The sequence below is a fragment of the Pseudorhodoferax aquiterrae genome, from assembly GCF_014652235.1.
Lineage (GTDB): Bacteria > Pseudomonadota > Gammaproteobacteria > Burkholderiales > Burkholderiaceae_C > Pseudorhodoferax > Pseudorhodoferax aquiterrae.
Window position 1 is genome coordinate 61021 of the sequence record NZ_BMYK01000015.1, and the last position, 24342, is coordinate 85362.

At 70.0% G+C, this 24342-nt stretch carries 25 protein-coding genes; 10 read left to right on the forward strand and 15 right to left on the reverse strand.

Translation table 11 applies throughout. The features are described from left to right. Positions 1-34: 34 nt before the first annotated feature. Positions 35-307, forward strand: coding sequence for a YkvA family protein (locus IE209_RS20830; protein ID WP_145548209.1), 273 nt, complete (start codon positions 35-37; stop codon positions 305-307). Positions 308-534: 227 nt separating this feature from the next. Here the strand turns inward: IE209_RS20830 and IE209_RS20835 are convergent, their stop codons facing one another. Then, positions 535-1122, reverse strand: coding sequence for an NADPH-dependent FMN reductase (locus IE209_RS20835; RefSeq protein WP_189688829.1), 588 nt, complete (start codon positions 1120-1122; stop codon positions 535-537). Positions 1123-1242: 120 nt separating this feature from the next. Here IE209_RS20835 and IE209_RS20840 point away from each other — a divergent pair, with 120 nt between their 5' ends. Further along, a complete protein-coding gene (locus tag IE209_RS20840) occupies positions 1243-1833 on the forward strand; it encodes a putative pterin-binding protein (RefSeq protein ID WP_189688830.1) in 591 nt (196 codons plus the stop codon). A 23-nt stretch (positions 1834-1856) separates the two neighbouring features. On the opposite strand, the gene IE209_RS20845 is transcribed toward IE209_RS20840, so the two are convergent. Beyond that, entirely contained in the window at positions 1857-3197 is a 1341-nt protein-coding gene (locus IE209_RS20845) for an MFS transporter (protein WP_189688831.1), read from the reverse strand. Positions 3198-3429: 232 nt separating this feature from the next. Between IE209_RS20845 and cyoA the strand changes: the two genes are divergently transcribed. Genes cyoA through IE209_RS20880 form a run of 7 tightly spaced genes read left to right on the forward strand, consistent with a single transcriptional unit; the run spans position 3430 to position 10075 of the window. Beyond that, positions 3430-4398, forward strand: a complete 969-nt coding sequence (gene cyoA / locus IE209_RS20850) for a ubiquinol oxidase subunit II (protein WP_229882968.1) — start codon at positions 3430-3432, stop codon at positions 4396-4398. A 10-nt stretch (positions 4399-4408) separates the two neighbouring features. Continuing rightward, entirely contained in the window at positions 4409-6421 is a 2013-nt protein-coding gene (cyoB, locus tag IE209_RS20855; RefSeq protein WP_189688833.1) for a cytochrome o ubiquinol oxidase subunit I, read from the forward strand. Beyond that, a complete protein-coding gene (gene cyoC / locus IE209_RS20860; RefSeq protein ID WP_189688834.1) occupies positions 6414-7037 on the forward strand; it encodes a cytochrome o ubiquinol oxidase subunit III in 624 nt (207 codons plus the stop codon). The genes cyoB and cyoC overlap by 8 nt, the downstream gene beginning before the upstream one ends. After that, entirely contained in the window at positions 7037-7468 is a 432-nt protein-coding gene (cyoD, locus tag IE209_RS20865) for a cytochrome o ubiquinol oxidase subunit IV (RefSeq protein WP_189688835.1), read from the forward strand. Before cyoC ends, cyoD begins: the two co-directional genes overlap by 1 nt. Then, positions 7465-8193 (forward strand): SURF1 family protein, encoded by a 729-nt coding sequence (locus IE209_RS20870; protein WP_189688836.1) that lies wholly within the window; start codon positions 7465-7467, stop codon positions 8191-8193. Before cyoD ends, IE209_RS20870 begins: the two co-directional genes overlap by 4 nt. A gap of 12 nt (positions 8194-8205) precedes the next feature. Continuing rightward, on the forward strand, positions 8206-9540 hold the full coding sequence (locus IE209_RS20875; protein WP_189688837.1) for an ATP-binding protein: 1335 nt from the start codon (positions 8206-8208) through the stop codon (positions 9538-9540). Next, a complete protein-coding gene (locus tag IE209_RS20880; protein WP_189688838.1) occupies positions 9530-10075 on the forward strand; it encodes a response regulator transcription factor in 546 nt (181 codons plus the stop codon). The genes IE209_RS20875 and IE209_RS20880 overlap by 11 nt, the downstream gene beginning before the upstream one ends. A gap of 15 nt (positions 10076-10090) precedes the next feature. Here IE209_RS20880 and IE209_RS20885 read toward each other — a convergent pair whose 3' ends face one another. The 3 genes from IE209_RS20885 to IE209_RS20895 are packed head-to-tail and all read right to left on the reverse strand — an operon-like array spanning position 10091 to position 12536. After that, positions 10091-10894 carry an aldolase gene (locus IE209_RS20885; RefSeq protein WP_189688839.1) on the reverse strand — a complete coding sequence of 268 codons (804 nt, stop codon included), beginning with the start codon at positions 10892-10894 and terminating at the stop codon, positions 10091-10093. 19 nt (positions 10895-10913) lie between these two features. After that, the gene (locus IE209_RS20890) at positions 10914-11561 is read right to left on the reverse strand and encodes a glutathione S-transferase family protein (protein WP_189688840.1); all 648 of its coding nucleotides are present in this window, start codon (positions 11559-11561) and stop codon (positions 10914-10916) included. Between the two features lie 6 nt (positions 11562-11567). Beyond that, positions 11568-12536, reverse strand: a complete 969-nt coding sequence (locus tag IE209_RS20895) for a Bug family tripartite tricarboxylate transporter substrate binding protein (protein WP_229882969.1) — start codon at positions 12534-12536, stop codon at positions 11568-11570. Between the two features lie 100 nt (positions 12537-12636). On the opposite strand from IE209_RS20895, the gene IE209_RS20900 reads away from it, so the two are divergent. Beyond that, on the forward strand, positions 12637-13164 hold the full coding sequence (locus IE209_RS20900; RefSeq protein ID WP_189688842.1) for an XRE family transcriptional regulator: 528 nt from the start codon (positions 12637-12639) through the stop codon (positions 13162-13164). 9 nt (positions 13165-13173) lie between these two features. On the opposite strand, the gene IE209_RS20905 is transcribed toward IE209_RS20900, so the two are convergent. From IE209_RS20905 to IE209_RS20950, 10 genes are all read right to left on the reverse strand, one after another. Beyond that, positions 13174-14169, reverse strand: a complete 996-nt coding sequence (locus tag IE209_RS20905; RefSeq protein WP_189688843.1) for a Bug family tripartite tricarboxylate transporter substrate binding protein — start codon at positions 14167-14169, stop codon at positions 13174-13176. Positions 14170-14273: 104 nt separating this feature from the next. Beyond that, positions 14274-14936 carry a ligase-associated DNA damage response endonuclease PdeM gene (gene pdeM, locus IE209_RS20910; RefSeq protein ID WP_189688844.1) on the reverse strand — a complete coding sequence of 221 codons (663 nt, stop codon included), beginning with the start codon at positions 14934-14936 and terminating at the stop codon, positions 14274-14276. Further along, positions 14933-17482: a ligase-associated DNA damage response DEXH box helicase gene (locus tag IE209_RS20915; protein WP_189688845.1), complete on the reverse strand. Its 2550-nt coding sequence runs from the start codon at positions 17480-17482 to the stop codon at positions 14933-14935. Before IE209_RS20915 ends, pdeM begins: the two co-directional genes overlap by 4 nt. Before the next feature lie 66 nt (positions 17483-17548). Next, positions 17549-18307, reverse strand: coding sequence for an enoyl-CoA hydratase (locus tag IE209_RS20920; RefSeq protein ID WP_189688846.1), 759 nt, complete (start codon positions 18305-18307; stop codon positions 17549-17551). Continuing rightward, entirely contained in the window at positions 18304-19467 is a 1164-nt protein-coding gene (locus IE209_RS20925; protein ID WP_189688847.1) for a CaiB/BaiF CoA transferase family protein, read from the reverse strand. Before IE209_RS20925 ends, IE209_RS20920 begins: the two co-directional genes overlap by 4 nt. A gap of 2 nt (positions 19468-19469) precedes the next feature. Next, positions 19470-20447: a Bug family tripartite tricarboxylate transporter substrate binding protein gene (locus IE209_RS20930; protein WP_189688848.1), complete on the reverse strand. Its 978-nt coding sequence runs from the start codon at positions 20445-20447 to the stop codon at positions 19470-19472. A gap of 114 nt (positions 20448-20561) precedes the next feature. Continuing rightward, positions 20562-21446 (reverse strand): LysR family transcriptional regulator, encoded by an 885-nt coding sequence (locus tag IE209_RS20935; protein WP_189688849.1) that lies wholly within the window; start codon positions 21444-21446, stop codon positions 20562-20564. Positions 21447-21450: 4 nt separating this feature from the next. Further along, the gene (locus tag IE209_RS20940; protein ID WP_189688850.1) at positions 21451-22734 is read right to left on the reverse strand and encodes a solute carrier family 23 protein; all 1284 of its coding nucleotides are present in this window, start codon (positions 22732-22734) and stop codon (positions 21451-21453) included. Positions 22735-22909: 175 nt separating this feature from the next. Next, positions 22910-23185 (reverse strand): DUF4148 domain-containing protein, encoded by a 276-nt coding sequence (locus IE209_RS20945; RefSeq protein ID WP_189688851.1) that lies wholly within the window; start codon positions 23183-23185, stop codon positions 22910-22912. A gap of 160 nt (positions 23186-23345) precedes the next feature. Then, complete coding sequence (locus IE209_RS20950) at positions 23346-24236, reverse strand: universal stress protein (protein WP_189688852.1); 891 nt, start codon at positions 24234-24236, stop codon at positions 23346-23348. Positions 24237-24342: the final 106 nt, after the last annotated feature.

The window sequence follows — 24342 nt, forward strand, 5'->3', positions numbered from 1 at the left end:
GACGGCCCCCCTGGCCGGCGAAGGAGACCTGTCGATGTTCAAACGTGTATCGCTGCTGTGGACCGTGGTCCGGGGTGACCTGCTGCGGTTCTGGTGGGCGCTGCGCGACCCGCGCGCGCCGCGCTGGTTCAAGCTGGCCGCCGCCGGTCTCGTGGTCTACCTGCTGAGCCCGGTCGACCTGCTGCCCGACGCGATCCCGTTCCTGGGCGCGGTCGACGACCTCGTGCTGCTGCCGCTGGCCATGCGCTGGCTGCTGGCGCGCCTGCCCGCCGCGATGCAGGCCGACCTGGCAGCCCGCGCCGGCTGACGCTCAGAACGTGTGAACGAACCGATCGCGCTTACGACGGGGTGCGGCGGGCCGCAGGCGTAGGCGCGGGCCGCAGCCCGGGCTCGTGCCCGGGCAAGGACCGCAACGCCCGCATGCGGCCTGGCGCGCTCCGGCCCGAAGGGCGAGGCCCCTGGCGCGACGGACATGATGGAAACAGGTGCTCATCGGGGGCCTCGCGTGGGTGTGAGCGGCTCGTTCACACGTTCTCAGCGCCCGGCCGGCACCAGCCGCGCCAGCGCGTCGAGCACGCGCACCACCGACTGCGCCGCGCGCGCGTCGGCCAGCCCGCCCTCGGCGTCGAACGCTTCGTTCGCCCGGCCGAGCGCGAACTGCTGCGGCACCACCAGCATGGCGAAGGCCATCTGCAGGTACTGCCGCACGAAGTTCATGGAGCGCAGGCCGCCCAGCGGCCCGGGCGAGGCCGACAGCAGCCCGACCGGCTTGTCGGCGGTGCTGGCCAGGCCTGCAGGACGGCCGTCGGCCGCCTGGATGCGCGACAGCCAGTCGAAGGCGTTCACGAACAGCGGCGTCGGAAAGCCGTTGTACTCCGGCGTCACGACCAGCAGCGCCGTGCTCTCGGCAATCGCCTGCTGCAAGGCCAGCGCGCCGGCGGGCACACCCTCGGCGGCCTCCAGGTCGCCGTCGTACACCGGCAGCGCCAGGCTGCGCAGATCCAGCAGCTGCGCCTGCCAGCCCGCCGCCTCCGCCGTGCGCGCCGCATGGCGCGCCAGCTGGACGTTCAAGGACCCGGTGCGGGCGCTGGCGGGAATGACGAGAAGACGGCGTGCGGACATGGATGAACTGTGGGAACAAGAACATGGAGCGCCGCCCGGCGGGTCGGCCGGGCGGCATTGTGGCCCAAGTCGGGCGGTCGCCCCACCATAATCCGCGCGCCATCAACCATGGGAGAAGACATGCACAAGCGAGATTTCCTGGCCGGCGCGGCGCTGGCCGCCGTCGGCACGGCCCGGGCCCAGGGCGGCGCCAAGCCGGCCGCGGGCGGCCAGCCCACGCTGCTCACGGTGGGCGGCGCGATCGGCAAAGGCAACCGCGGTCCGCTGGACAAGGCGCTGGACCAGATGATGGCCAAGCACAAGCTGCAGTTCAGCACCGCCTTCGCGTTCGACGCCGCGGCGCTGCAACGCCTGCCGCGCGTGCACATCACGCCCACGCTGGAGTACGACAACAAGAAGCACAAGCTGAGCGGCCCGCTGCTGACCACTGTGCTGGCCGAGGCCGACGCCGACCTCAAGGCCCCGCTGCGCCTGGGCCTGCGCGCGGTCGACGGCTACAACGCCATCGTCTCGCTGGCCGACGCGCAGGCCTACCGCATGATGGTGGCCACGCACCTCGACGACCAGCCCATGGCGCTGGGTGGCCTGGGCCCGCAATGGGCGGTCTACGACGCCGACAACCTGCCCGCCTTCAAGGACAAGCCCGTGCACGAGCGCTTCGCGCTGTGCCCCTGGGGGCTCTACTACATCGACGTCGCGGTGCAGGGCTGAGCGCCCTGCCCTGACGGATCGGCTCAGTCGCGCTCGCGGTCTTCGAGCGCGCGGTTCAGGGCCAGCGCGCCCAGCGTGCAGGCAGCGCCCGAGAGCAGGTAGACGCTCACGTAGCCCAGCCCGAAGTGTGCCGACAGGCCCAGCGCCACCAGGGGCGCGAAGGCCGCGCCGACCAGCCAGGCGATGTCGGACGTGAGCGCCGCGCCGGTGTAGCGGTAGCGCGGCGTGAAGTTGGCCGTCACGGTGCCGGACGACTGGCCGTAGGACAGGCCCAGCAGGATGAAGCCCAGCAGGATGAACACGTCCTGGCCCAGCGTGCCGCCGTCCAGCAGCGTGGGTGCGAAGCCGCTGAACACCGCGATCATGGCAGCCAGCGTGCCCAGCGTGCGGCGCCGGCCGTAGCGGTCGGCCAGCCGGCCCGAGACCGCGATGCTGGCCGCGCACAGGAAACCGCCCAGGACCTGGATCAGCAGGAACTGCACGATGGACTGCTCGGTGTAGAGCTGGATCCAGGACAGCGGGAACACCGTGACCAGGTGGAACAGTGCGTAGCTGGCCAGGGCCGCGAAGGCGCCGATGAACACGTTCGCACCCTGCGTGCGCACCAGTTCGGAGGCCGACACGGGTTCCAGCTCGCGCTGGGTCAGTTGCTCTTCCACGTCCTCGGCCACCACCAGACGCAGCCGGGCGAACAGCGCCACCACGTTGATCGCGAAGGCCACGAAGAAGGGATAGCGCCAGCCATAGTCGAGGAAGTCGGCATGCGACAGCGCGCCGTACAGGTACGCGAACAGCGCGCTGGCCAGGATGAAGCCGATCGGCGCGCCGAGCTGGCCCAGCATCGCGTACCAACCGCGCCGGCCTTTGGGCGCGTTCAGCGCCAGCAGCGAGGGCAGACCGTCCCAGGAACCGCCCAGGGCCAGGCCCTGGCCGACGCGCAGCGCGGCCAGCAGCCATACTGCGGTGACGCCCAGGCTGGCCGCGCCCGGCAGGAAGGCGATGCCGGCCGTCGAGGAGCCGAGCAGGAACAGTGCGATGGTCAGCTTGGTGGCCCGGCCCCAGCGGCGCTGGATGGCCATGGAGACCACGGTGCCGATCGGGCGTGCGATGAAGGCCAGCGCGAACAGCGCGAACGACCACAGGGTTCCGTCCAGCCGCTGCATCTGCGGGAAGAACACCGCAGGGAACACCAGCACCGAGGCGATGCCGTAGACGAAGAAGTCGAAGTATTCGGAGGTCCGACCGATCACCACGCCGACGGCGATGTCGCCGGGATCGACGTGGTTCTCGGTTTCCGGAAAGCGGCCATGCTGGCGCTCGTCGAACGAGAGGGGAAGGTTTGCTGCTTGGCTGATGCTGGACATCGAGCGGTCTCCAGTGGGTTTGCCCCTTGCTTATCCTGGGGCCACTATATACCGTCGCATCAGCGGGCCAGGCTTGATGTAGGACAAAGTGTCCAATCGCCCGCTGACCGAAGCCCGGATACATTCACGGGTCATCTGCAACCCGGAGTAACCCGTACAGGGTTCACCCGAAAGCCTCGCCAACAGCATGCGTCGTCTCCTCAACCTCGTCCGGGTACCGCTTCTACTCGCCATGGCCGCCCTGCTGGCCGGGTGCAGCAAGATGGTGGTGCTCTTCCCCGCCGGCGACATCGCCGCCCAGCAAGGCCGCCTGGTGGTCATCGCCACCTTCCTGATGTTGCTGATCGTGGTGCCGGTGATCTTCCTGATCCTGCTGTTCGCCTGGCGCTACCGCCAGAACGGCCGGCATGCCCAGACCGACTACGACCCCGAATGGCACCACTCGACCAAGCTGGAGCTGGTGATCTGGTCGGCGCCGCTGGTCATCATCATCGCGTTGGGCGCGCTGACCTGGATCACGACGCACCAGCTCGACCCGTACCGCCCGCTGGACCGCATCGCCGCCGGCAAGCCGGTGCCCGAGGGCACCAAGCCGCTCGAGGTGCAGGTGGTCTCGCTGGACTGGAAGTGGCTGTTCTTCTATCCCGAGCAGGGCATCGCCACGGTCAATGAACTGGCCGCGCCCGTGGACCGGCCGATCCGCTTCAAGCTGACCTCCAGCCACACCATGAATGCGTTCTACGTGCCCGACCTGGCCGGCATGATCTACACCATGCCCGGCATGCAGACCGAGCTCAACGCCGTCATCAACAAGCCGGGCGTCTACCACGGCATGTCCTCGCACTACAGCGGCGCCGGCTTCTCGGGCATGACCTTCAAGTTCCACGGCCTGTCCAACGAGGACTTCGACAAGTGGGTCGCCAAGGCCAAGTCCGAAGGCCAGCCGCTCACGCGCGCCGGCTACACCGCGCTGGCCAAGCCCAGCGAGCGCAACCCGGTTGCGCGCTTCTCCAGTGTCGAGAACGGCCTGTACCAGCGCGTGCTGAACCTGTGCGTCGAGGAAGGCAAGCCCTGCATGCACGAGATGATGGCCAAGGACGCCCAGCGCAACCAGGCCTACGCGGCCGCCCGCAAGCTCGACGCGGCGGCCGAGGACGCGCTCTGCACCGCCGCCACGCGCACCGATCTCCAGGAATTCTGATCTGATGGCCATGACCGAACACACGACCTCACCCGCAGAAACTGCACATTGGTTGCTGGGGCGCCTGACCTGGGACTCGATCCCGATGTCCCACGAACCCATCCTGCTGTGGACCTTCATCGCCGTGGTGATCGGCGGCATCGGCGTGCTCGCGCTGCTGACGAAGTTCCGCCTGTGGGGCCCGCTGTGGCGCGACTGGTTCTGCAGCATCGACCACAAGAAGATCGGCATCATGTACATGGTGCTGGGCATCGTGATGCTGCTGCGCGGCTTCGCCGACGCCGTCATGATGCGCCTGCAGCAGGCCATGGCCTTCGGCGAGAACATGGGCTATCTGCCGCCGCACCACTACGACCAGGTGTTCACGGCGCACGGCGTGATCATGATCTTCTTCGTGGCCATGCCGCTGGTCACCGGCCTCATGAACTACCTCGTGCCGCTGCAGATCGGCGCGCGCGACGTGGCCTTCCCGTTCCTGAACAACTTCAGCTTCTGGATGACGACCGCCGGCGCCATCCTGGTGATGGTCTCGCTGTTCCTGGGTGAGTTCTCCACCTCGGGCTGGCTGGCGCTGTCCAACCTGGGCCACCAGAACCCCGGGGTCGGATTGGACTACTACATCTGGTCATTGCAGATCGCGGGGGTGGGCACGACGCTGTCGGGCATCAACCTGCTGGTGACCATCGTCAAGATGCGCGCACCGGGCATGGACATGATGAAGATGCCGATCTTCACCTGGACTTCGCTGTGCACCAACGCGCTGATCGTGGCCTCGTTCCCGGTGCTGACGGCCGCCCTGGTGCTGATGAGCCTGGACCGCTACGTCGGCACGAACTTCTTCACGAACGACCTGGGCGGCAACCCCATGCTGTACGTGAACCTGATCTGGATCTGGGGCCACCCCGAGGTCTACATCCTGGTGCTGCCGGCCTTCGGCGTGTTCTCCGAGGTCGTCGCCACCTTCAGCCGCAAGCGCCTGTTCGGCTACACCTCCATGGTGTACGCCACGGTCTGCATCACCATCCTGTCGTACCTGGTGTGGCTGCACCACTTCTTCACGATGGGCTCGGGCGCGAGCGTGAACTCGTTCTTCGGCATCACGACGATGATCATCTCGATCCCGACCGGCGCGAAGATCTTCAACTGGCTGTTCACCATGTACCGTGGTCGCATCCGCTTCACGGTGCCCATGCTGTGGACGGTCGGCTTCATGGTCACCTTCGCCATCGGCGGCATGACGGGCGTGCTGCTGGCGGTGCCGCCGGCCGACTTCGTGCTGCACAACAGCCTGTTCCTGATCGCCCACTTCCACAACGTGATCATCGGCGGCGTGGTGTTCGCCATGTTCGCCGGCATCAACTACTGGTTCCCCAAGGCCTTCGGCTACAAGCTGGACGAGTTCTGGGGCAAGGTGTCGTTCTGGTGCTGGCTGGTCGGCTTCTGGGTCGCGTTCACGCCGCTGTACATCCTCGGCCTGATGGGCGTCACGCGCCGTGCCAACCACTTCGAGGACCCCTCGCTGCAGATCTGGTTCATCATCGCCGCCTGCGGCGCCGGCATCGTGGCCATGGGCATCGGCGCCTTCATCGTGCAGCTCGGCGTGAGCTTCCTCAAGCGCGACCAGCTGCGCGACCTGACCGGCGACCCCTGGGACGGCCGCACGCTGGAATGGGCCACCTCCTCGCCCCCGCCGCAGTACAACTTCGCCTTCACGCCCGTGGTGCATGAAGTCGACGCCTGGTGGGACATGAAGAAGCACGGCTACAAACGCCCGCTCTCCGGCTTCAAGGCCATCCACATGCCGCTGAACACCGGTTCGGGCGTGGTGATCTCCCTGCTCTCGCTGGTCTGGGGCTTCGCGCTGATCTGGCACATGTGGCCGCTGGCCATCGCCTCGTTCGCGGCCATCGTGCTCGCGTCCATCGTCCACACCTTCAACTACAAGCGCGACTACCACATCCCGGCGGCCGAAGTGACCGCCGCGGAGAACGCGCGCACCCAACTGCTGGCCCGCCATGTCTGATCTCGCCCACACCGCCAGCGCCGGCGCCGCGCGCGCCTACCACCTGGACCATGAACCGCATCCGGAAAACGGCACCGCGCTGGGCTTCTGGATGTACCTGATGAGCGACTGCCTCATCTTCGCCGCGCTGTTCGCCACCTGGGGCGTGCTGGGCCGCAGCTACGCCGGCGGGCCCGGCGGCGCCGAGCTGTTCGACCTCAAGCTGGTGGCCCTCAACACGGCCTTCCTGCTGCTGTCGTCCATCACCTTCGGCTTCGCCATGCTGCGCAAGCAGCTGAACGACAAGGGCGGCACGCTGGTGTGGCTGGCCGTCACGGGCCTGTTCGGCCTGGCCTTCCTGGCCGTGGAGCTGTACGAGTTCCACCACCTGATCCACGAAGGCGCCGGCCCGCAGAGCAGCGCCGCCATGTCGGCCTTCTTCGCGCTGGTCGGCACCCACGGCCTGCACGTGACCTTCGGCTCGGTCTGGCTGGTCGTGCTCATGGTGCAGATCGCCAAGCATGGCCTGATCCACGAGAACCGCCGCCGCCTGATGTGCCTGTCCATGTTCTGGCACTTCCTGGACGTCGTCTGGATCGGCGTCTTCACCTTCGTCTACCTGATGGGAGTGCTGTGATGGCCGCCTCTGATACCCACGCACACCACGGCCACGGTGATGGCCACCATGACGATCATCACGGCGACGTCGGCCCGCACAGCTCCATGCGCGAGTACGTGACCGGCTTCGTGCTGTCCGTCATCCTGACGGCCATCCCGTTCTGGCTGGTCATGGACAACGTGATCGAGAACCGCACCACCGCCGTGCTGGTGCTGGGCGGCTTTGCCGTCGTGCAGATCCTCGTGCACATGGTGTACTTCCTGCACATGAACGGCAAGGTCGAGGGTGGCTGGACCATGCTGTCCACCATCTTCACGGTCGTCTTCGTGGCGATCGCGATCGCCGGCACGCTGTGGGTCATGTTCCACATGAACACCAACATGATGCCCTCTCATGGCCAGCACGGCCCGCAGCAGCCCGCTGCCACGCACCAGCACCACACGCAATGAAGCCCGCGCGCGGCCTGCCCTGGGTGCTGCTGGCCGCCGCCCTGCTCAGCGCGGTGTTCGCCCTGCTGGGCACCTGGCAGGTCCAGCGCCTGGGCTGGAAGAAGGGCCTGATCGCGCGCACGGAGGCGCGCGTGGCGGCCGCACCGGTGGCCCCACCGGACCTGCGGGCCTGGCCCGCCATCCAGGCCGCCCCGCTGGACTTCGAGTACCGGCGCCTGCGCCTGGTGGGCGAATTCCTGCATGCCGACGAAGCGCTGGTGCAGGCCAGCACCGCCATGGGGGCCGGCTTCTGGGTGCTCACGCCGCTGCGCCTGCAGGACGGCAGCATCGTGCTCGTCAACCGCGGCTTCGTGCCGCCCGAGCGGCGTGACCCGGCCCGGCGCGGCGCCGCCGCACCGGCAGGCCCGGTCACCGTCACCGGCCTGTTGCGCATCAGCGAGCCGCACGGCGGTTTCCTGCGCGAGAACGACCCGGCCGCCAACCGCTGGCATTCGCGCGACGTGGCCGCCATCGCCGCTGCGCGCGGCCTGCCGGCAGACCGCGTGGCGCCCTACTTCGTCGACGCCGAGGCGACGCCGCCCGGCCAGTGGCCCGTGGGCGGCCTCACGGTGCTGCGCTTCAGCGACAACCACCTGGTCTATGCGCTGACCTGGTTCGCGCTGGCGGCCATGGTGGCAGCCGGCGGCTGGTACGCGTGGCGCTCGGCGCGCCGCCCGTCGGACTGAGAATCCGGCCCCATGCTTGCCTCCGCCACCGGCAGCGCAGAACCCGCTTCGCGCCCGGCCGGCCCCGACAAGGCCGCCGGCCTCAAGAACCTGCAGCAGCTGATCCAGCTGCGCTGGATCGCGGTGTTCGGCCAGGTGCTGACCATCGAGGTCGTGCACTACGGCCTGCGCATCGCGATCCCGGTCGAGCCCATGCTGACCGTGCTGGGCTGCCTGGTGGCCTTCAACGTGCTGTCGCTGCTGCGCGCGCGCACGGGCCGGCGCGTGACCAACGTGGAGCTCCTGGTCGCGTTGCTCGTGGACGTGGCCGCGCTCACGGCCCAGCTCTACCTGTCCGGCGGCGCCACCAACCCCTTCGTGTTCCTGTACCTGCTGCAGGTGATTCTCGGCGCCGTGCTGCTGCCGGCCTGGGCCACCTGGACCATGGTGGGCGTGACCTCGGCCTGCTTCGCCGCGCTGGCGCTGTGGGCCCAGCCGCTCGCGCTGGCGCCCGACCACCACCGCGGCCTGGCCAGCCCCTACATGATGGGCACGCTGGTCAGTTTTGCGCTCACGGCCGCGCTGCTGGTGACCTTCATCACGCGCATCGTCGGCAACCTGCGCGAGCGCGACCGGCGCCTGGCCGCGCTGCGCCAGCGCGCAGCCGAGGAGGAGCACATCGTGCGCATGGGCCTGTTGGCCTCGGGCGCGGCGCACGAGCTGGGCACGCCGCTGTCCACGCTCGCGGTGATCCTGGGCGACTGGCAGCACCTGCCGCACTTCAGCTCCGAACCCGAGCTGGCCGACGACGTGGCCGAGATGCAGGCCCAGGTGGCACGCTGCAAGGCCATCGTGAGCGGCATCCTGCTGTCGGCCGGGGAGGCGCGCGGCGAATCCTCGCGCGCCACCACGCTCAACACCTTCCTGGACGAAGTGGTGCAGCGCTGGCGCCAGCGCCGGCCCTGCCCCGGCTTCGTCTTCGACAACCAGATCGGCGACGACCTGGCCATGGTGGCGGACTCCGCCATCCAGCAGATGATGGTCAACGTCCTGGACAACGCGGCCGAGGTCTCGCCCGAGCACGTGCACCTGCAGGCCACGTGCAGCGGCGACCAGCTGGTGCTCACCGTGCGCGACCGCGGCCCCGGCTTTGCCCCGCAGATGCTTGCGCAGCTTGGCAAGCCCTACCAGTCCAGCAAGGGCCAGCCCGGCCGCGGCCTGGGTCTGTTCCTGGTCGTCAACGTGGCGCGCACACTGGGCGGCTACGTCGCCGCCCGCAACCTGGACGGCGGCGGTGCCGAGGTCCGGATCACCCTGCCGCTGCCGGCCATTGCCCTGCTGGAGGAAGATAGCGCCGATGACCGATGAGCCCCTGGACCGCCGCCTGCTGATCGTCGAGGACGACGCGGCCTTCGCCCGCACGCTGGCCCGCTCGTTCGAGCGCCGCGGCTACGCCGTGCGTGTGGCGACCGGCCTGGAGCAGTTGCTCGTGCAGCTGGAGGACTTCGCGCCCACCCACGCCGTGGTGGACCTCAAGCTCGCCGGCGAAGCCTCGGGCCTGGCCTGCGTGCAGGCCCTGAGCGCCCGCGACGAGAACATGCTGATCGTGGTGCTGACCGGTTTCGCCAGCATCGCCACGGCCGTGGAGGCGATCAAGCTGGGCGCCTGCCACTACCTGGCGAAGCCTTCCAACACCGACGACATCGAGGCCGCGTTCGGCCGCGCCGAGGGCACGACCGAGGTCGAGCTGACCAACCGGCAGAGCTCGATCAAGACGCTGGAGTGGGAACGCATCCACCAGGTGCTGGCCGAGACCGGCTTCAACATCTCCGAAACCGCGCGCCGCCTGGGCATGCACCGGCGCACGCTGGCGCGCAAGCTGGAGAAGCAGCAGGTCAGGTAGGCCTGGCCCGCAGACTCAGCGCAGGCGCAGGCAGTCCGCGTTGTGCGGCATCCTGAGCGAGCGGCGCGCGTAGTAGTCGAAAGCCACCGCGTTGCGCTTGGGCCGCAGGATCCAGTCGTGCGCCTCCTGGCCCAGGCGCGGGTCGATCGGCTGTACCTTGCCGGCGGCCATGGCCAGCAGCTGCATGCGCGCGGCGCGCTCGAATGCGATGGCCAGCACGCAGGCCTCCTCCACGCTGGTGGCGGCCACCAGCAGGCCGTGGTGCGACAGCAGCAGCGCCCGCTTGTCGCCCAGCGCGGCCGAGATGAATTCGCCCTCCTCGTTGCCCACCGGAATGCCCGGCCACTGGCCGACGAAGGCCACATCGTTGTAGAGCACGCAGTTGTCCATGTGCGAGACGATGAGCGGCTGCTCCAACATGCCCAGGGCCGCCGTGTGCACGGCGTGCGTGTGCACGATGCAGTTGACGTCGGGCCGTGCCCGGTACACCCAGGAGTGGAAGCGGTTGGCCGGGTTGGCCATGCCGTCGCCCTCCAGCACGTTCAGGTCCTCGTCCACGCGCAGCAGGTTGTCCTCGGCGATCTCGTCGAAGCCCAGGCCCAGGCGCTGGGTGTAGAACTCGCCCGGCGTTCCCGTGCGCGCCGTGATCTGCCCGGCCAGCCCGGAATCGTGGCCGTTGTCGAACAGGATGCGGCAGGTCAGCGCGAGCTTCTGGCGCAGCGTGTAGCCGCTGTCGGCCAGATGGGCGTCCATCTGCCGGTGCGACAGCGCGACGAGCGCGTCCTTGTCGAGCGTGAAGGTGTCGGTCGCGGATGCCATGGGTCTCCTCCTTGTGGGATCAGGCTTCGAGAGTGGAAAGGTTGCGCCCAGGTTCGCCCGGGAACAGCGCGGCATAGCCGGGCAGATCCTCGATGCGCTGCAGCCAGGCCGTGATGCCGGGATAGGCCTCCAGGTCGATGCCGCCCATGGGCGCCATGCGCGTGTAGGGGTACAGCGCCACGTCGGCGATGCTGGGGTGGTCCATGGTCGCGACCCAGCCGGTGGCCCCCTGGCGCTGCAGCTGCGCCTCCAGCAGCGCGAGCGCCTGGCGCGCCTCGTGCGCATGGGCCTGCATCTCGGGCGCCTGCGGATCGCGGTTGCGGTGCAGGGCCAGGTGCAAGCGAAGTTTCGCCAGCGGCTTCATGTGGCGCTCCTGTTCGAACGCCAGCCAGGTCAGCACGCGGGCCTGGTCGGCCAGCGCCGCGGGCCACCAGGCGGTCGGCCGGGCCAGGTAGTACAGGATGGCCATGGACTCGGCCAGGTGGCTGCCGTCGTCGAGCTCCAGCACGGGCACCTGCGCCAGCGGCGCGATCGCGAGGAACTCGGGACGGGCGAGGTCGCCGCGGTCGATCGACAGGGTCTGGCGCGCCACGGGAATGCCCAGCAGCCCCGCCATCAGGCGCACCTTCCAGGCGTTGCCCGAGCGCTGCGTGTCGTAGAGCTTCATGGGGCTTCAGTCGAGCTTGGTGCCGGCCGCCTGGATGACCCGGCTCCACTTGACGGTCTCGCGCTGTGCATGGGCCAGGTAGGCCGGCACGCCGGTCTGCATGGGTTCGATGCCCATCTCGGCCAGCCGCGCCACCAGGGCCGGGCGCGCCATGGCCCGGGCCAGCGCGGCGTTCAGCACCTCGACCTGCGCGGCCGGCGTGCCGGGCGGTGCCACCAGCGCGTTCCAAGAGCCGATCTTGAAGTCGGGCAGCTTCTGCTCGGTGGTGGTGGCAAGCTGCGGCGCGGCCGGGTTGCGCTGTTCGTCGGCGATGGCCAGCAGCTTGAGGCGGCCGGCCTTCGCGTGGGGCAGGATCACGGGCAGCGCGTCGATCACGATCTGCACCTGGCCGCTGAGCGCGGCGTTCACGGCCTCGGCGCCGCTCTTGAACGGCACGTGCACGATCTGCGTGCCGCTGGCCAGCTTGAACAGCTCGATGCCCAGGTGCGGCGAGCTGCCGTTGCCGGCCGAGCCGAAGTTGAGCGCGCCCGGGTGCGCCTTGGCGTACGCGACCAGGCCCTGCAGGTCGCGCACGCCGTCCACGCCATTGACCGCCAGCACGTAGGGCGAATTGCTGACCAGCGACACGGGCGTCAGCGTCGCCGGGTCGTAGGCCAGCTTGCTGTACAGCATCTTGTTGACGACCTGGGTGCCCACCGTGCCCAGCAGCAGCGTGTAGCCGTCGGGCGCGGCCTGGGCGAGCGCCTGCGCCGCAATGGCGCCGCCGGCACCGGCGCGGTTGTCGATCACGACCTGCTGTTTGAGTTCCTCGCCCAGGTGCTGCCCGACCAGCCGGCCCGCCACATCGGTGATGCCACCGGCGCCGAAGGGGATGATGAGCCGGATCGGCTTGGCCGGATAGGACTGGGCCACCGCCAGCGTGGCGGCCAGGCCGCAGGAGAGCACGAGAACCACGGCCCGAAGGCGCTTGCGCATCGACATACCATACTCCTTGGTGAGCAAAACCCGCCGGATCCGCCTTGATCGAGGTCCGGAAACCAAGAATATTCTAGGAAACAAGTTTCCCATACGCAACATGTCAATCAAGTTGAAGATCCTGCGCGTGCAAGCCGGCATGACGCTGGAAGAGCTGGCGCAGGCGAGCGACCTCACGCGCAGCTATGTCTCGCGGCTGGAGCGCGGGCTGTCCACACCGTCCGTCGGCGCCGCGCTGAAGCTGGCCAAGGCCTTGCGCGTGCCGGTGGAGGAAGTCTTCGCCGAGCCTTCGGACAGCGACCCGGTGGTGATCCGCCGTGCCGAGGCCGCGCCGGAGGCCACTCCGCCTGCGCCGCGCATGGTCTCCAGCGCCCTGCCCGACCACAAGATGGTGGCCTTCGTGCTGAACCCGACCGACGAGCCGGTGCGCAACCACCCCATGAGCCACCACCGTGGCGAGGAGATCCTCTACGTGCTCAAGGGCCAGGTGGTGCTGCAGCTGGCGCAGCGCAGCGAGACGCTGCGCGCTGGCGACTCGGCGCACTTCAACTCCAGCATCCCGCACAAGATCACCTCGGTCGGCAAGCAGCAGGCCTCGGTGCTGCTGGTGATTGCGCAGGAGGAGTGACGCCCTCCTTCAATCCAGCTTGATGCCCAGCTCCACGGCCATCTTGATCCAGATGGGCACTTCGGTATCCCAGTCGCGCCGCGTGCCGGCCAGATCCTTGGGCTTGTTGGGGATGCCGAAGCTTTCGCGCAGCTTGCTGCCGCGCTCGGTCTCCACGCAGGCCAGCGCCACCTTGTTGAGCGTGCGCAACACCGCCTCGGGCGTGCCGGCGGGCGCCATCAGGGCCAGGCCGCCTTCCAGCTTCACCAAGGGCGTATCGATCCCCTGCTCGGCCAGCGTGGGCACATCCGGCATCTTGGGCGAGCGGTAGTTGCCGGTCACGCCGATGGGCCGCACGCCGCGGCCCTGCACGGTGTTGAAGGCCTGGTAGCTGCCGATGCCGATCTGCGCCGAATTGCCCGCCACGTCCACCCACATCGGCGATTCGCCCTTGTACATGACGGTCTGGATCTTGGTGCCGGCGTGGCGGTTGAGCTGGTCTGCCACCATGTGCGGGTAGGCGCCCGGTGCGTAGCTCGCCATGTTGACCTGGCGCTCACGCGCATAGGCGATGAACTCGCGCATGTTCTTGGCCGGCACCTCGGGCGCCACGGCCACGGCCAGCGGGCCCGAGGGGAACAGCGCGATCGGCGTGAGATCGGTGTCCAGGTTGTAGGGCAGCTTGCTGTAGAGCACGCGGTTCTGCCAGACCGTGCCCGAGGTCGAGACCAGGAGCGTGTAGCCGTCCGCCGGCGCCTTGGCCACCTGGCTGATGCCGATGATGGCGCCGCCGCCCGGCCGGTTGTCCACCATGGAGGGCTGGCCCAGTGTCTGCGTGAAATGGTCGGCGAACAGGCGCGCATAGGCGTCCGTGAGGCCGCCGGGCGGGAACGGCACGACCACGCGCAGCGGCTTGTCGGGCCAGCGCGCGGTCTGGGCCTGCAGGCCGGGGACCAGGCCGCCGGCTGCCAGTGCGGCCAAGCCCTGCAGGCCGCGGCGGCGCGAAAAGTCGGGGAATGCGTGCATGCTGCGTTGTCTCCTTCAGATGGGTGCGGCGGCGCGCGGGCTGCGGCCGCGCTGCATCATCGGGGCCGCAGGCCGGCGGCGGAACCCGCGGATTCCCGCAGTGCTCAGGCAGGGGGCAGCGGCCAGACCTGGCCGTCGCCGACCGCATAGCAGCGCCGCCCGGGTGAGGGCTCCACGCGCCAGCCCCCCGTGAACTCGCCGAAGGCCGGCAGCCAGGCCTGCCCCGGCTCGGCCACGAAGCCGGGCAGCCGCAGCCGGTCGCGGCCCGGGCCGTACAGCACGCAGACCGGATGCACATGGCCGGCCAGCACGAAGTGCGTGGCATGCCGCTGCGGATGGTGGCAGCAGGCGAACGGGCCCAGCAGGTGCGGCTCGTCGACCAGGGTGATGGACAGGCCGGGCGGCGGGTCGCCGGCATGGCTGTCGTGGTTGCCGCGCACCAGCGTGATGGCCAGCGCTGCATGCCGGGCACGCCACTGCGCCAGCGCGTCCAGCAGGGCCGGCGTGCGCGCCTGCTCGGCATGCAAAAAGTCGCCCAGCACCACGAGTGCCTGCGCGCCGTGCCGTGCGATCAGCGCGTCCAGCCGCGCCAGGTTGCGCTGGGTGGTGCCGGCCGGCACCGGCTGGCCCGCGGCGCGGAAGGTCGCGGCCTTGCCCAGGTGCAGGTCGGCGATGAACAAGGTGCGGCGCGCCGGCCACCACAGTGCCCGCTCGGGCAGCAGCAGCAGCGGCTCGTCGGCCCAGGTGACGGCAAGCCCCGGCGTCACAGGCCGTGCCTCCTGCGACGCCGCGGCGCAGTCCGCGTCGGCTGGTCGGTCTGGCGGCCGAACTGCAGGCTGGCCTGCACCTGGTCTGCGTCCTCCGCAGGCGCACCGCCGGCCGCGCGCTCGAGCTGGGCCAGCATGCGCGCAATGCGGTCGGCCACGCGCTCGTTGGACAGTTGCTCGCGAAAGCGCTCCACCATCAGCGGGAATGCGAACGGCGTCGGCCGGGCCAGTGGCCGCAACACCAGGCGCCGCGCGCGCATGCGCTGCAGTGCGGCCTGCAGGCGGCCCACCTCCAGCTCCTGCGCCAGCAGCTCCTGCTCGGCCTGCAGCAGCAGCTGGTTGGCAGGGTCGTACTTGCGGAACACCTCCCAGAACAGCGAGGAGGAAGCCTGCAGCTGGCGGCTGCTGCGGCGCTCGCCCGGGTGGCTCTGGAAGATGAGGCCGGACACGCGCGCGATCTCGCGAAAGCGCCGCTGCGCAAGTTCGCCCGCGTTGAGGCTGGCCAGCACCTCGGCCAGCAGCGCCGGGCCTTCGCCCGGCTGCTGCAGCAGCACGGGCAGCAGTTGCGGCCAGTCCACTTCCGTGGCGCACAGCAGTTCCAGGCCGTAGTCGTTGACGGCGATCGAGAAGGTGCGCGGCGCCTGCTGCGCGGCGCGCCAGGCGAGCAGGCTGGCCAGGCCCAGGTGCACCTGGCGGCCCGCGAAGGGGTAGAGGAACAGGTGCCAGCCCTCGCGCGACTGCAGCGTTTCGGCCAGCAGCGTGTCGGGCGTGGGCAGGGCCGACCAGGCGTGCTGCAGGTCCAGCAGCGGCTGCGCGGCACGCATCTCGGGGCTGTCGTAGCGGCCCTGGTCGGCTTCGGCCAGTTCGATCACCGCCGCATCGGCCAGCAGCGAGGACAGCGGCATGCGCCCGCCGTTCCAGCGCGGCACGGCGGCCTTCTTGCCACTGGCGCGCCGCACCCAGGCCGTCATGTCGTGGATGCGCACGAGCTCCAGCAGCCGCCCGCCGAACATGAAGGCATCGCCGGGCTTGAGCCGCGCCGCGAAGTTCTCCTCCACGCTGCCGATGCGCGCGCCGCCCACGAACTGCACCACCATGCTCGCGTCGCTGACGATGGTGCCGATGTTGGCGCGGTGCCGCCGTGCCAGCCGCGCCTCGGGCACGCGCCAGATGCCCTCGTCGTCCGGTACCACGCGCCGGTAGTCCGGGTAGGCCGTCAGCGCCGCGCCGCCCTGGCGCACGAAGTCCAGGCACCATTGCCAGCGATCGGGTTCCAGCGCGGCATAGGCATGGGTCTGGCGCACCTCGGCGTAGAGCGCGTCCGGCAGGAATCCTCCGCCCAGGGCCACCGTGACCAGGTGCTGCACGAGCACGTCCAGCGGCTGCTGCGGCGGCTCGCGCGCCTCGACCAGCCCGGCCAGCACGGCGGCGCGCGCTGCGGCCCCCTCCACCAGTTCCAGGCTGTGCGTGGGCACCAGCGTGATGCGCGAGGGCCGGCCCGGCGCATGGCCCGAGCGGCCGGCGCGCTGCAGCAGCCGGGCCACGCCCTTGGGCGAACCGATCTGCAGCACGCGCTCCACAGGCAGGAAGTCCACGCCCAGGTCCAGGCTGGAGGTGCAGACCACGGCGCGCAGCTGGCCGGCCTTGAGCCCGGCCTCGACCCACTCGCGCACGGCCCGGTCCAGCGAGCCATGGTGCAGCGCGATGCTGCCGGCCCAGTCGGGCCGGGCCTCCAGCAAGGCCTGGTACCAGATCTCGGCCTGCGAACGCGTGTTGGTGAAGACCAGCGCCGTGCTGCTGGCGGCCAGTTCGGCCACCACCTGCGGCAGCATGGCCAGCCCCAGGTGCCCGGCCCAGGGAAAGCGTTCGGCGCGCGGCGGCAGCAGCGTGTCGATCACGAGCTGCTTGGGCACGGCGCCGCGCACCAGATGGCCGGGCTGCTGCGGCCCCAGCAGCACGCGCATGGCCTGCTCCAGGTTGCCCAGCGTGGCCGACATGCCCCAGGTGCTGAGCGCCGGCCGCCACTGCCGCAGCCGTGCCAGCGCCAGCTGCACCTGCACGCCGCGCTTGTTGCCCAACAACTCGTGCCATTCGTCCACGACCACGAGCTGCAGCTGCGCGAACAGCTGCTGCGCACCGGCCTTGGCCAGCAGCAGCGACAGGCTCTCGGGCGTGGTCACGAGCACGGTGGGCAGGCGCCGGTCCTGGGCACTGCGCTCGGCCGAGGTGGTGTCGCCGCTGCGCGCGCCGGCCGTCCAGTGCGGCGCGAGCTCGGCCAGCGGTTCGCGCAGCGCGCGCAAGGTGTCGGCCGCCAGCGCGCGCATGGGCGTGATCCAGAGCACCGTGAGCGGCGCGGCGCCGCGCGCGGGCGGCTTGCCCGCGAAGGCGCCCAATGCGCCCAGCCACACCGCATAGGTCTTGCCGGCCCCGGTGGTCGCGTGCAGCAGGCCGCTCTCGCCGGCCGCCAGCGCCTGCCAGACCTCGCGCTGGAACGGGAATGGCTTCCAGCCGCGGGAGGTGAACCAGGTCTGCAGCGCCTTTTTCATGTCGGGCGCAGCATGCCATGCGCCAGGTCTGCAGCACGCAGGACAAGCCCGCGAGATCAGGACCGCTCAGCGCTTGCCGAGGAAGCCCGCCACGCCGTCGCGGAAGGCCTGGCTGCCGTAGACCCGCTGCACTAGGTCCTCGTCGTCCAGGCGCTGCTCGCTGACGATGCGGCGCAGACTCTCCTTCACGGCCTGGTGCGTGACCGGCGACAACGCCATGAGCCGCTGCGCGAGCGCGTGGGCCGCCGCATCCAGCGCCTCGGGCGCCACGACGGCGTGCACGAAGCCGCAGGCCTGCATCTCGGCCGCCGTCAGGTGGTCGGCCAGCAGCAGCATGCGCTTGACGCGCGGCACGCCCAGCGCCGCCACCAGCCGCGCGATGTTGCGCGAGGACAAGGTGTTCGACAGCGTCCTGGCGATCGGCGCGCCGAAGCGCGACCCCTCGCTGCAGACCCGGAAGTCGCAGGCCGTCGCCAGCGCCAGCCCACCCCCGACGGCCCAGCCGTCGATGACCGCCACGGTCGGCACGGCGATGCGCTCGACCGCGTCGATGACGCGCTCGACGAAAGCCTCGTAGGCGATGCCCTCGCGGCCATCGGCGAAATCCTTGAAGTGGCCGATGTCCGTGCCCGAGATGAAGGACTTGCCGCCTGCGCCCTTGAACAGCACGCTGCGCACGGCCGCATCGCGCCCGCAGGCTGCGATGCATTGCAGCAAGGCGTCGTACATGGCGCGCGTCATCGCGTTGTGGCGCTCGGGCCGGTCGATCAGGATCTCGGCCGCGCCCGAGGCATGGACGCTGAGCCGCACGGATTCCGCGCTCATGCCGCCGCCCGGATCTCGGCCAGGATCTCGTCGTTGTGCTCGCCCAGCAGCGGCGGATGCCGGCGGACCTGCTGCGGCGTGCCCAGCAGCTTGACCGGAAAGCCGATGTTCTTGACCTTGCCCTCGACCGGGTGGTCGATCTCCATGCACATGCGCCGGTGCCGGCCGTGTTCGCCCTCGAAGGCCTCGGGGTAGCTCAGGATCGGGCCGGCCGGGATGCCCGCGGCCAGCATGGCGGCGATCCAGTCGGCGCTGTCGCGCTTGGCGAATTCCTGTTCCAGCGCCACGATCAGCGCCTCGCGGTGCTTCAGGCGCAGCGGCACGGTCGCGTAGTCGGCATGCGCCACGAGGTCCGGCCGGTCCAGCAGCGCGCAGAGCCTGGCCCAGAGCTTCTGGTTGGTCGCGCCCATCACGAAGTAGCCGTCGCGCGCCCGCACCGCCTGGTAGGGCGCGCTCATCTTGTTGCTGGTGCCCAGCTTGGTCGGCGCCGCCCCGGTGCCCCAGTACTCCGACATGTCCCAGACCGAGAACGCCATCGCCGCGTCGAACAGCGAGGCATCGATGTGCTGGCCCTGCCCCGTCTTCTGCGCGCCGATGTAGGCCGACAGCAGCGCCGCCGTGGCGAACAGTGCGCAGCCGATGTCGGCCACCGGCACGCCGGCCTTGACCGGCTTCTCGCCGGGATAGCCGGTCACGCTCATCACGCCGGACATGGCCTGCGCCATGAGGTCGAAGCCGGGCCGCTCGGCCCAGGGGCCGCTCTGGCCGAAGCCGGAGATGCTGACGTAGACGATCTTCGGGTTGATCTCGCGGACCGACGCGTAGTCGATGCGCAGGCGCTGCACCGCGCCCGGGCGGTAGTTCTCGACGATCACGTCGGCCGTCTTCGCCAGTGCGTAGAAGGTTTCGCGGTCCTCATCGGTCTTGAGGTCCAGCGTCAGCGAGCGCTTGTTGCGGTTCATGTTCAGAAAGCCCATGGAATCGGCGCCCTTCATCTTGAAGCCCATGGCGCCGCGCGTCTGGTCTCCGCCCGGGGGCTCGACCTTGATCACGTCGGCGCCCATGTCGGCCAGCATCATGCAGGCGAACGGGCCGGCCATGACCTGGCTGACGTCCAGCACGCGGATGCCTTGCAGCGGGAGGGGTCGGGTGGCTGTCATCTTCAGGATTCCTCGGTGATCTTGGCGGTGCGAACGACCTCGCCCCACTTCTTGAACTCGCTGGCCATGAAGCCGGCGAACTTGTCGACGGAGCCGCCGCCGTCTTCCACGCCGAAGCCGTCGAAGCGCGCCACCACCTCGGGCAGGGCCAGCACCTTGTTGATGTCGGCGTTGATCTGCGCGGCCAGCTCGGCCGACATGCCCCTGGGCCCGACCACGCCGTACCAGCTGGACACGTCGAAGCCCTTGAAGCCCTGCTCGTCCATGGTCGCAAGCTCCGGGAAGCCCTTGGCGCGCTTGACGCGGGTCTGCACGATGGCGGCCGTCTTCTTCGCCTTCACCTGCGCCGTGGCGGCCGTCATGGTGTCGAAGCTGTAGTCGATCTGGCCGCCGATCAGGTCGGTCTGCAGCGGGCCCGAGCCCTTGTAGGGCACGTGGATGCTCTGCACGTCGGCCGCCATGTTGAACATCGCCGCGCACAGGTGTTGCACCGAGCCCGTGCCCGACGAGCCGAAGCTGATCTTGCCCGGGCTCCTGCGGCACTCCTCGACCACTTCCTTGACGGTGCCGGCGCCGGCGCGGTTCGCGCTGGTCACGAGGATGTGCGGCGTGGCGCCCACCATGGCGATGGGCGCGAAGTCCTTCAGGGGGTCGTAGCTGATGGCCTTGAAGATGTGCGGCCCGATGGCGTGCGTGTTGACATGCGCCATCAGCAGGTTCAGCCCCTCGGTGAAGCGGGTCTGGGCGAAGAAGCCGGCCGCCAGCGCACCGGTGGCGCCGGGCTTGTTCTCGATCACGACGCTGCGGCCCCACAGCTCGGACAGCTTCTGGCCGACGATGCGCGCGAACACGTCGGTGCCGCCGCCGGGCGCCCAGCCGACGTAGATCCTGACGATGCCCTTGGGCAGTTCGGTGGCCGCCTGGGCCCAGGGAGCGGACAGCACAGCCAGGCTGCCCGCGATGAAGTGTCGGCGTCTCATGCGCGGTCTCCTCGTTGGTGGTGAGGCGACTGTTGCGCAGCGCCCGGAGACCGGCAATGGCGTGCAAGGCATGCCTGGATTCGCGATCCGCGAAACCGGCACGCCCGCAAGCAGTCAAGGGGCGAGCAGCTGGGCCACCACGTTGCGCAGCGTCTGCTCCTGCGCGTTGCCTTCGACGCAGGACAGCACATAGCTGCGCCGGTGCCAGTCGCCCTCCAGCTCGGCCGTGGCCAGTGTGTCCTCGGGGTGGAAGCTGCGCAGCACCTCGGGCGGCATCAGCCCCACACCCAGGCCGTGGCGCACCAGGGCCAGCATGGTGTCGAAGCCGCTGGCCGAGAAGTCGTTGGGAAACGCCCGCCCGCGGCTGCGGTAGGCGCGTTGCACGGCCGCCAGCACGGCCGAGCCCTTGCCCAGGCTCACGATGGGCAGCTCCAGCAGCGCGTCCAGCCCGAGCGGCCCGGGCGCGAGCGTGAAATGCCGCCGGCTGTAGACCAGGATGAGCCGGTCCTGCCGGTAGTCGGACTTCGGCAGGTCCAGGAAACCGCTGCTCTTCTCGTAGATGCCGACATCGATCACGCGGTCGCGCAGCAGCTGCTGCACGATCTTGCTGTTCTCCTCCAGCACCTTGAGCGTGATCTGCGGATAGGCGATGCGCAGCCGCGCGATGTCGGCCGCGAGGAACTGGATGATCGCGGCCTTGGGCGCGCCGATGATGATGCGCCCGTCGCGTCCATGGCCCAGCGCCTGGGCATCGCCTTCGAGCCGGTCGATCAGGTTGTCGATCTGGCGGATGTGGGCCAGCAGACGGCCGCCGGCTTCCGTGGTCTTCACGCCATGCGGCTGGCGCTTGAACAGCCTGGCGCCCAGTTGCGACTCCAGGTCGGTCAGCCGGCGCGAGGCGGCCGCCACCGCCAGGTTCAGCTTGTCGGCCGCACGCGAGATGCTGCCTTCCTCGGCGATGGCGAGGACCAGCTGGACCGTGGTGGAGTCGAGCTTCATGCCCTCAGCGCGTGCCCTCGCGCTCGCGCAGCAGGTGGTACAGCACGATGGCGCCGAAGGTGGCGGTGCCGATCCCGCCCATCTTGAAGCCCGCGATCGACAGCGTGAGGTCCCCGGCCCCGGCCGTCAGCGCCACGCCGGCCGTGATCAGGTTGCGCGGCCGCGAGAAGTCCACCTTGCTCTGCACCCAGATGCGTCCGCCCGTGGCCGCGATCAGGCCGAACACCACCAGCGCCAGGCCGCCGACCACGGGCACCGGCAAGGTCAGGATCAGCGCGCCGAACTTGGGCGAGAAGCCCAGCGCCAGCGCCACCAGCGCGGCCACCACGAAGACCAGCGTGGAGTAGATGCGCGTGACGGCCATCACCCCCATGTTCTCGGCATAGGTGGTCACGCCGGTGCCGCCACCGGCGCCCGAGACCATGGTGGCGATGCCATCGGCCATGAAGGCGCGGCCCATGAGCGGGTCGAAGTTGCGGCCCGTCATGGCGGCCAGGCCCTTCACGTGGCCCAGGTTCTCGGCCACGAGGATCACTGCCACGGGCGCGATCAGCAGCATGGCCGTGCCGTCGAACACCGGCGCGCTGAACTTCGGCAGGCCGATCCAGGCGGCCTGGGCCACGCCCGAGAAGTCGATCGGCTTGGCCCAGCCCAGCCCGTTGGCCGCGAGCCCGTACAGCGCGTAGCCGCACAGCGCGCCGAGCAGGATGGGCAGGCGCCCGGCCACGCCGCGGCTGCGCACCGCGATCAGGCCGACGAACAGCGCCGTCAGCAGACTGATGCCGGTCTCCACGGGCGTGGTACCGAGCATCTTGACTGCGACAGGCGCGAGGTTCAGGCCAATGGCCGCCACCACCGTGCCGGTCACGACGGGCGGCATGAGCCGCTCGATCCAGGCCGTGCCGGCCACCTGTACGACGAGGCCGATCGCGAAGTACAGCAGCCCGCAGGCGATGATGCCGCCCAGCGCCACGCCGATGTTGGCGTTGGGCCCGCTGCCCGCATAGCCCGTGGCCGCGATCACCACGCCGATGAAGGCGAAGCTCGAGCCCAGGTAGCTCGGCAGCCGCCCGCCCGTGAGCAGGAAGAAGATCAGCGTGCCGATGCCCGAGAAGAAGATGGCGGTGTTGGGATCGAAGCCCATCAGGATGGGCGCCAGCGCCGTGGAGCCGAACATGGCCACCACATGCTGCACGCCCATGGCGATGGTCTGGCCCATGGGCAGGCGTTCGTCGGGGGCGACTTCGCCGCCGGTCTTCAGGGTCCAGTGCGGGAACAGGCTGGCCATGGCAGATCTCCTCGTTGTTGGTGTCGCGCGCCAGGCCGGGCAAGCCTGCGCGGGCGCCATTGTGTGCCAGGGACGCCAAAGGCTCGGGCACCGAGGAGAGGCGAGCGCAGGTGGCCTGGGCGGCCACCTGCGGCGGTGCACGACAGCGGCGCTGCCGTGCGGCGGCGCGCGCCGCTCAGCGCGCAGCCAGGTTCTGCTGCTCGGCCAGCAGCGTGGGCTGCGGCGCGTTCATGGCGCCGGTGTCGGTGCCCTCTCCGTTCGGCGGCATCGTGCCGTCGCGCTGCGCCTGCTCCAGTTGGGCGATCACCTCGGCCCGCGTGAGCGTGCTGGGCTCGCTGCTGACGGGCGGGATGTAGCCCACCTCGCCGGACGCGTGCACGTCGGCAAGGCTGGGCATGGCGACGAAGGCGGCGGCGGCCATCCAGGTCGACGCGATGAGTCGGGTGTTCATGGTTCGGTCCTCGCAAAAAGGGTTGCAGCTCATCCCACGCCGCAGACCCCATGCCCGCGGCGCGCTCGATGGGGTTCCCGGGTATGCGCACCGCACCGATGGCTGCATTGTTCGGTTCGCGCGACCGACCAGCATCCTCACTTCGAACGAGCCTGTGCGCTCAGCCCCCGGCCGGCCTGGGCGGCACCACGAGCACGTCGCTTTCGGCCAGTTCCAGCACGCGCTCGGCCACGCTGCCCAGCAGCAGGCCCGTGAGGCCGGAGCGGCGCTGCGTGCCCAGCACCACGAGCTCGCCCAGGTGCTCCGCGCCATGCTCGCGCAGCAGCAGGCCAGGGTCGCCGTAGGCCAGGCGCAGCGTGGTGCGTGCGCGCACGGCAGCCGGCAGCGGCGTGGCGTCCAGGAACAGCCGCGCCTGCTCCTCGGCCACGGCGCGGCCGGCCTGGCGCGCCTGCTCCACGTCCATGCCGGCGAGCAGCGGATACGGGTTGCCGAAGGCATGGAACAGCGTGAAGCTGGCCTGCGGGAACAGTGCCACAGCCGTCTGCAGCGCATGGCGCGCATGTTCGGAGAAATCGCTGGTGACCAGCACCTGGGTGTAGGCGGCCCGCGCGCGCTCGCGCACCACGAGCAGCGGCACGGGCGCACGCCGCGCCAGCGCTTCCACGGTGGAGCCCAGCAGCACGCGCGCCAGCGCCTCGTGGCGCGCCACGCCGGTCACGATGAGGCCGCAGCGCTCGGCCTGGGCCACGGCCAGCACGGTGCTGGTCAATTCGCCCTGCTCCACACGCACGATGGGCGGAACGGTCGCGTCGGCCAGGTCGGCGCGCAGCCGGCGTTCGGCCTGGCGGCGCGCGGCACGCTCTGCCACGGCATCGGACGACAGCGCCAGCACCGGGTGCGAGACCAGTCCGGCACCGCCGGGCACCACGGTCAGCGCCACCAGCGGCACGCGCCATTCGCGTGCCAGCAGCAGCGCACGGTCGAGTGCGCGGTCGCTGCGCGGGCTCAGGTCGGTGGCCAGCAGCACGCTCTGGCGCAGGGTTTCGGTCATCTTGCCATCCTCGTCGGTCTCGGGACCGCGCCATGGTACGGTCCGCGGTCCGTGCGCACCCGCCGCGGCGGCCAAGAACACATTGCGCGTGGAGACATGCAGGACA

Bases quoted from the DNA above. Each gene is read 5' to 3' on its own strand.
- IE209_RS20930 (WP_189688848.1), bottom strand. From the start codon at position 20,447: ATGAGACGCCGACACTTCATCGCGGGCAGCCTGGCTGTGCTGTCCGCT.
- IE209_RS20935 (WP_189688849.1), bottom strand. From the start codon at position 21,446: ATGAAGCTCGACTCCACCACGGTCCAGCTGGTCCTCGCCATCGCCGAG.
- IE209_RS20885 (WP_189688839.1), bottom strand. From the start codon at position 10,894: ATGGCATCCGCGACCGACACCTTCACGCTCGACAAGGACGCGCTCGTC.
- IE209_RS20905 (WP_189688843.1), bottom strand. From the start codon at position 14,169: ATGCACGCATTCCCCGACTTTTCGCGCCGCCGCGGCCTGCAGGGCTTG.
- IE209_RS20895 (WP_229882969.1), bottom strand. From the start codon at position 12,536: ATGCGCAAGCGCCTTCGGGCCGTGGTTCTCGTGCTCTCCTGCGGCCTG.
- cyoC (WP_189688834.1), top strand. From the start codon at position 6,414: ATGTCTGATCTCGCCCACACCGCCAGCGCCGGCGCCGCGCGCGCCTAC.
- IE209_RS20870 (WP_189688836.1), top strand. From the start codon at position 7,465: ATGAAGCCCGCGCGCGGCCTGCCCTGGGTGCTGCTGGCCGCCGCCCTG.
- IE209_RS20900 (WP_189688842.1), top strand. From the start codon at position 12,637: ATGTCAATCAAGTTGAAGATCCTGCGCGTGCAAGCCGGCATGACGCTG.
- IE209_RS20925 (WP_189688847.1), bottom strand. From the start codon at position 19,467: ATGACAGCCACCCGACCCCTCCCGCTGCAAGGCATCCGCGTGCTGGAC.
- IE209_RS20845 (WP_189688831.1), bottom strand. From the start codon at position 3,197: ATGTCCAGCATCAGCCAAGCAGCAAACCTTCCCCTCTCGTTCGACGAG.
- IE209_RS20830 (WP_145548209.1), top strand. From the start codon at position 35: ATGTTCAAACGTGTATCGCTGCTGTGGACCGTGGTCCGGGGTGACCTG.
- IE209_RS20880 (WP_189688838.1), top strand. From the start codon at position 9,530: ATGACCGATGAGCCCCTGGACCGCCGCCTGCTGATCGTCGAGGACGAC.
- IE209_RS20945 (WP_189688851.1), bottom strand. From the start codon at position 23,185: ATGAACACCCGACTCATCGCGTCGACCTGGATGGCCGCCGCCGCCTTC.
- IE209_RS20835 (WP_189688829.1), bottom strand. From the start codon at position 1,122: ATGTCCGCACGCCGTCTTCTCGTCATTCCCGCCAGCGCCCGCACCGGG.
- IE209_RS20915 (WP_189688845.1), bottom strand. From the start codon at position 17,482: ATGAAAAAGGCGCTGCAGACCTGGTTCACCTCCCGCGGCTGGAAGCCA.
- IE209_RS20875 (WP_189688837.1), top strand. From the start codon at position 8,206: ATGCTTGCCTCCGCCACCGGCAGCGCAGAACCCGCTTCGCGCCCGGCC.
- cyoB (WP_189688833.1), top strand. From the start codon at position 4,409: ATGACCGAACACACGACCTCACCCGCAGAAACTGCACATTGGTTGCTG.
- cyoD (WP_189688835.1), top strand. From the start codon at position 7,037: ATGGCCGCCTCTGATACCCACGCACACCACGGCCACGGTGATGGCCAC.
- cyoA (WP_229882968.1), top strand. From the start codon at position 3,430: ATGGCCGCCCTGCTGGCCGGGTGCAGCAAGATGGTGGTGCTCTTCCCC.
- IE209_RS20890 (WP_189688840.1), bottom strand. From the start codon at position 11,561: ATGAAGCTCTACGACACGCAGCGCTCGGGCAACGCCTGGAAGGTGCGC.
- IE209_RS20920 (WP_189688846.1), bottom strand. From the start codon at position 18,307: ATGAGCGCGGAATCCGTGCGGCTCAGCGTCCATGCCTCGGGCGCGGCC.
- IE209_RS20950 (WP_189688852.1), bottom strand. From the start codon at position 24,236: ATGACCGAAACCCTGCGCCAGAGCGTGCTGCTGGCCACCGACCTGAGC.
- IE209_RS20940 (WP_189688850.1), bottom strand. From the start codon at position 22,734: ATGGCCAGCCTGTTCCCGCACTGGACCCTGAAGACCGGCGGCGAAGTC.
- IE209_RS20840 (WP_189688830.1), top strand. From the start codon at position 1,243: ATGCACAAGCGAGATTTCCTGGCCGGCGCGGCGCTGGCCGCCGTCGGC.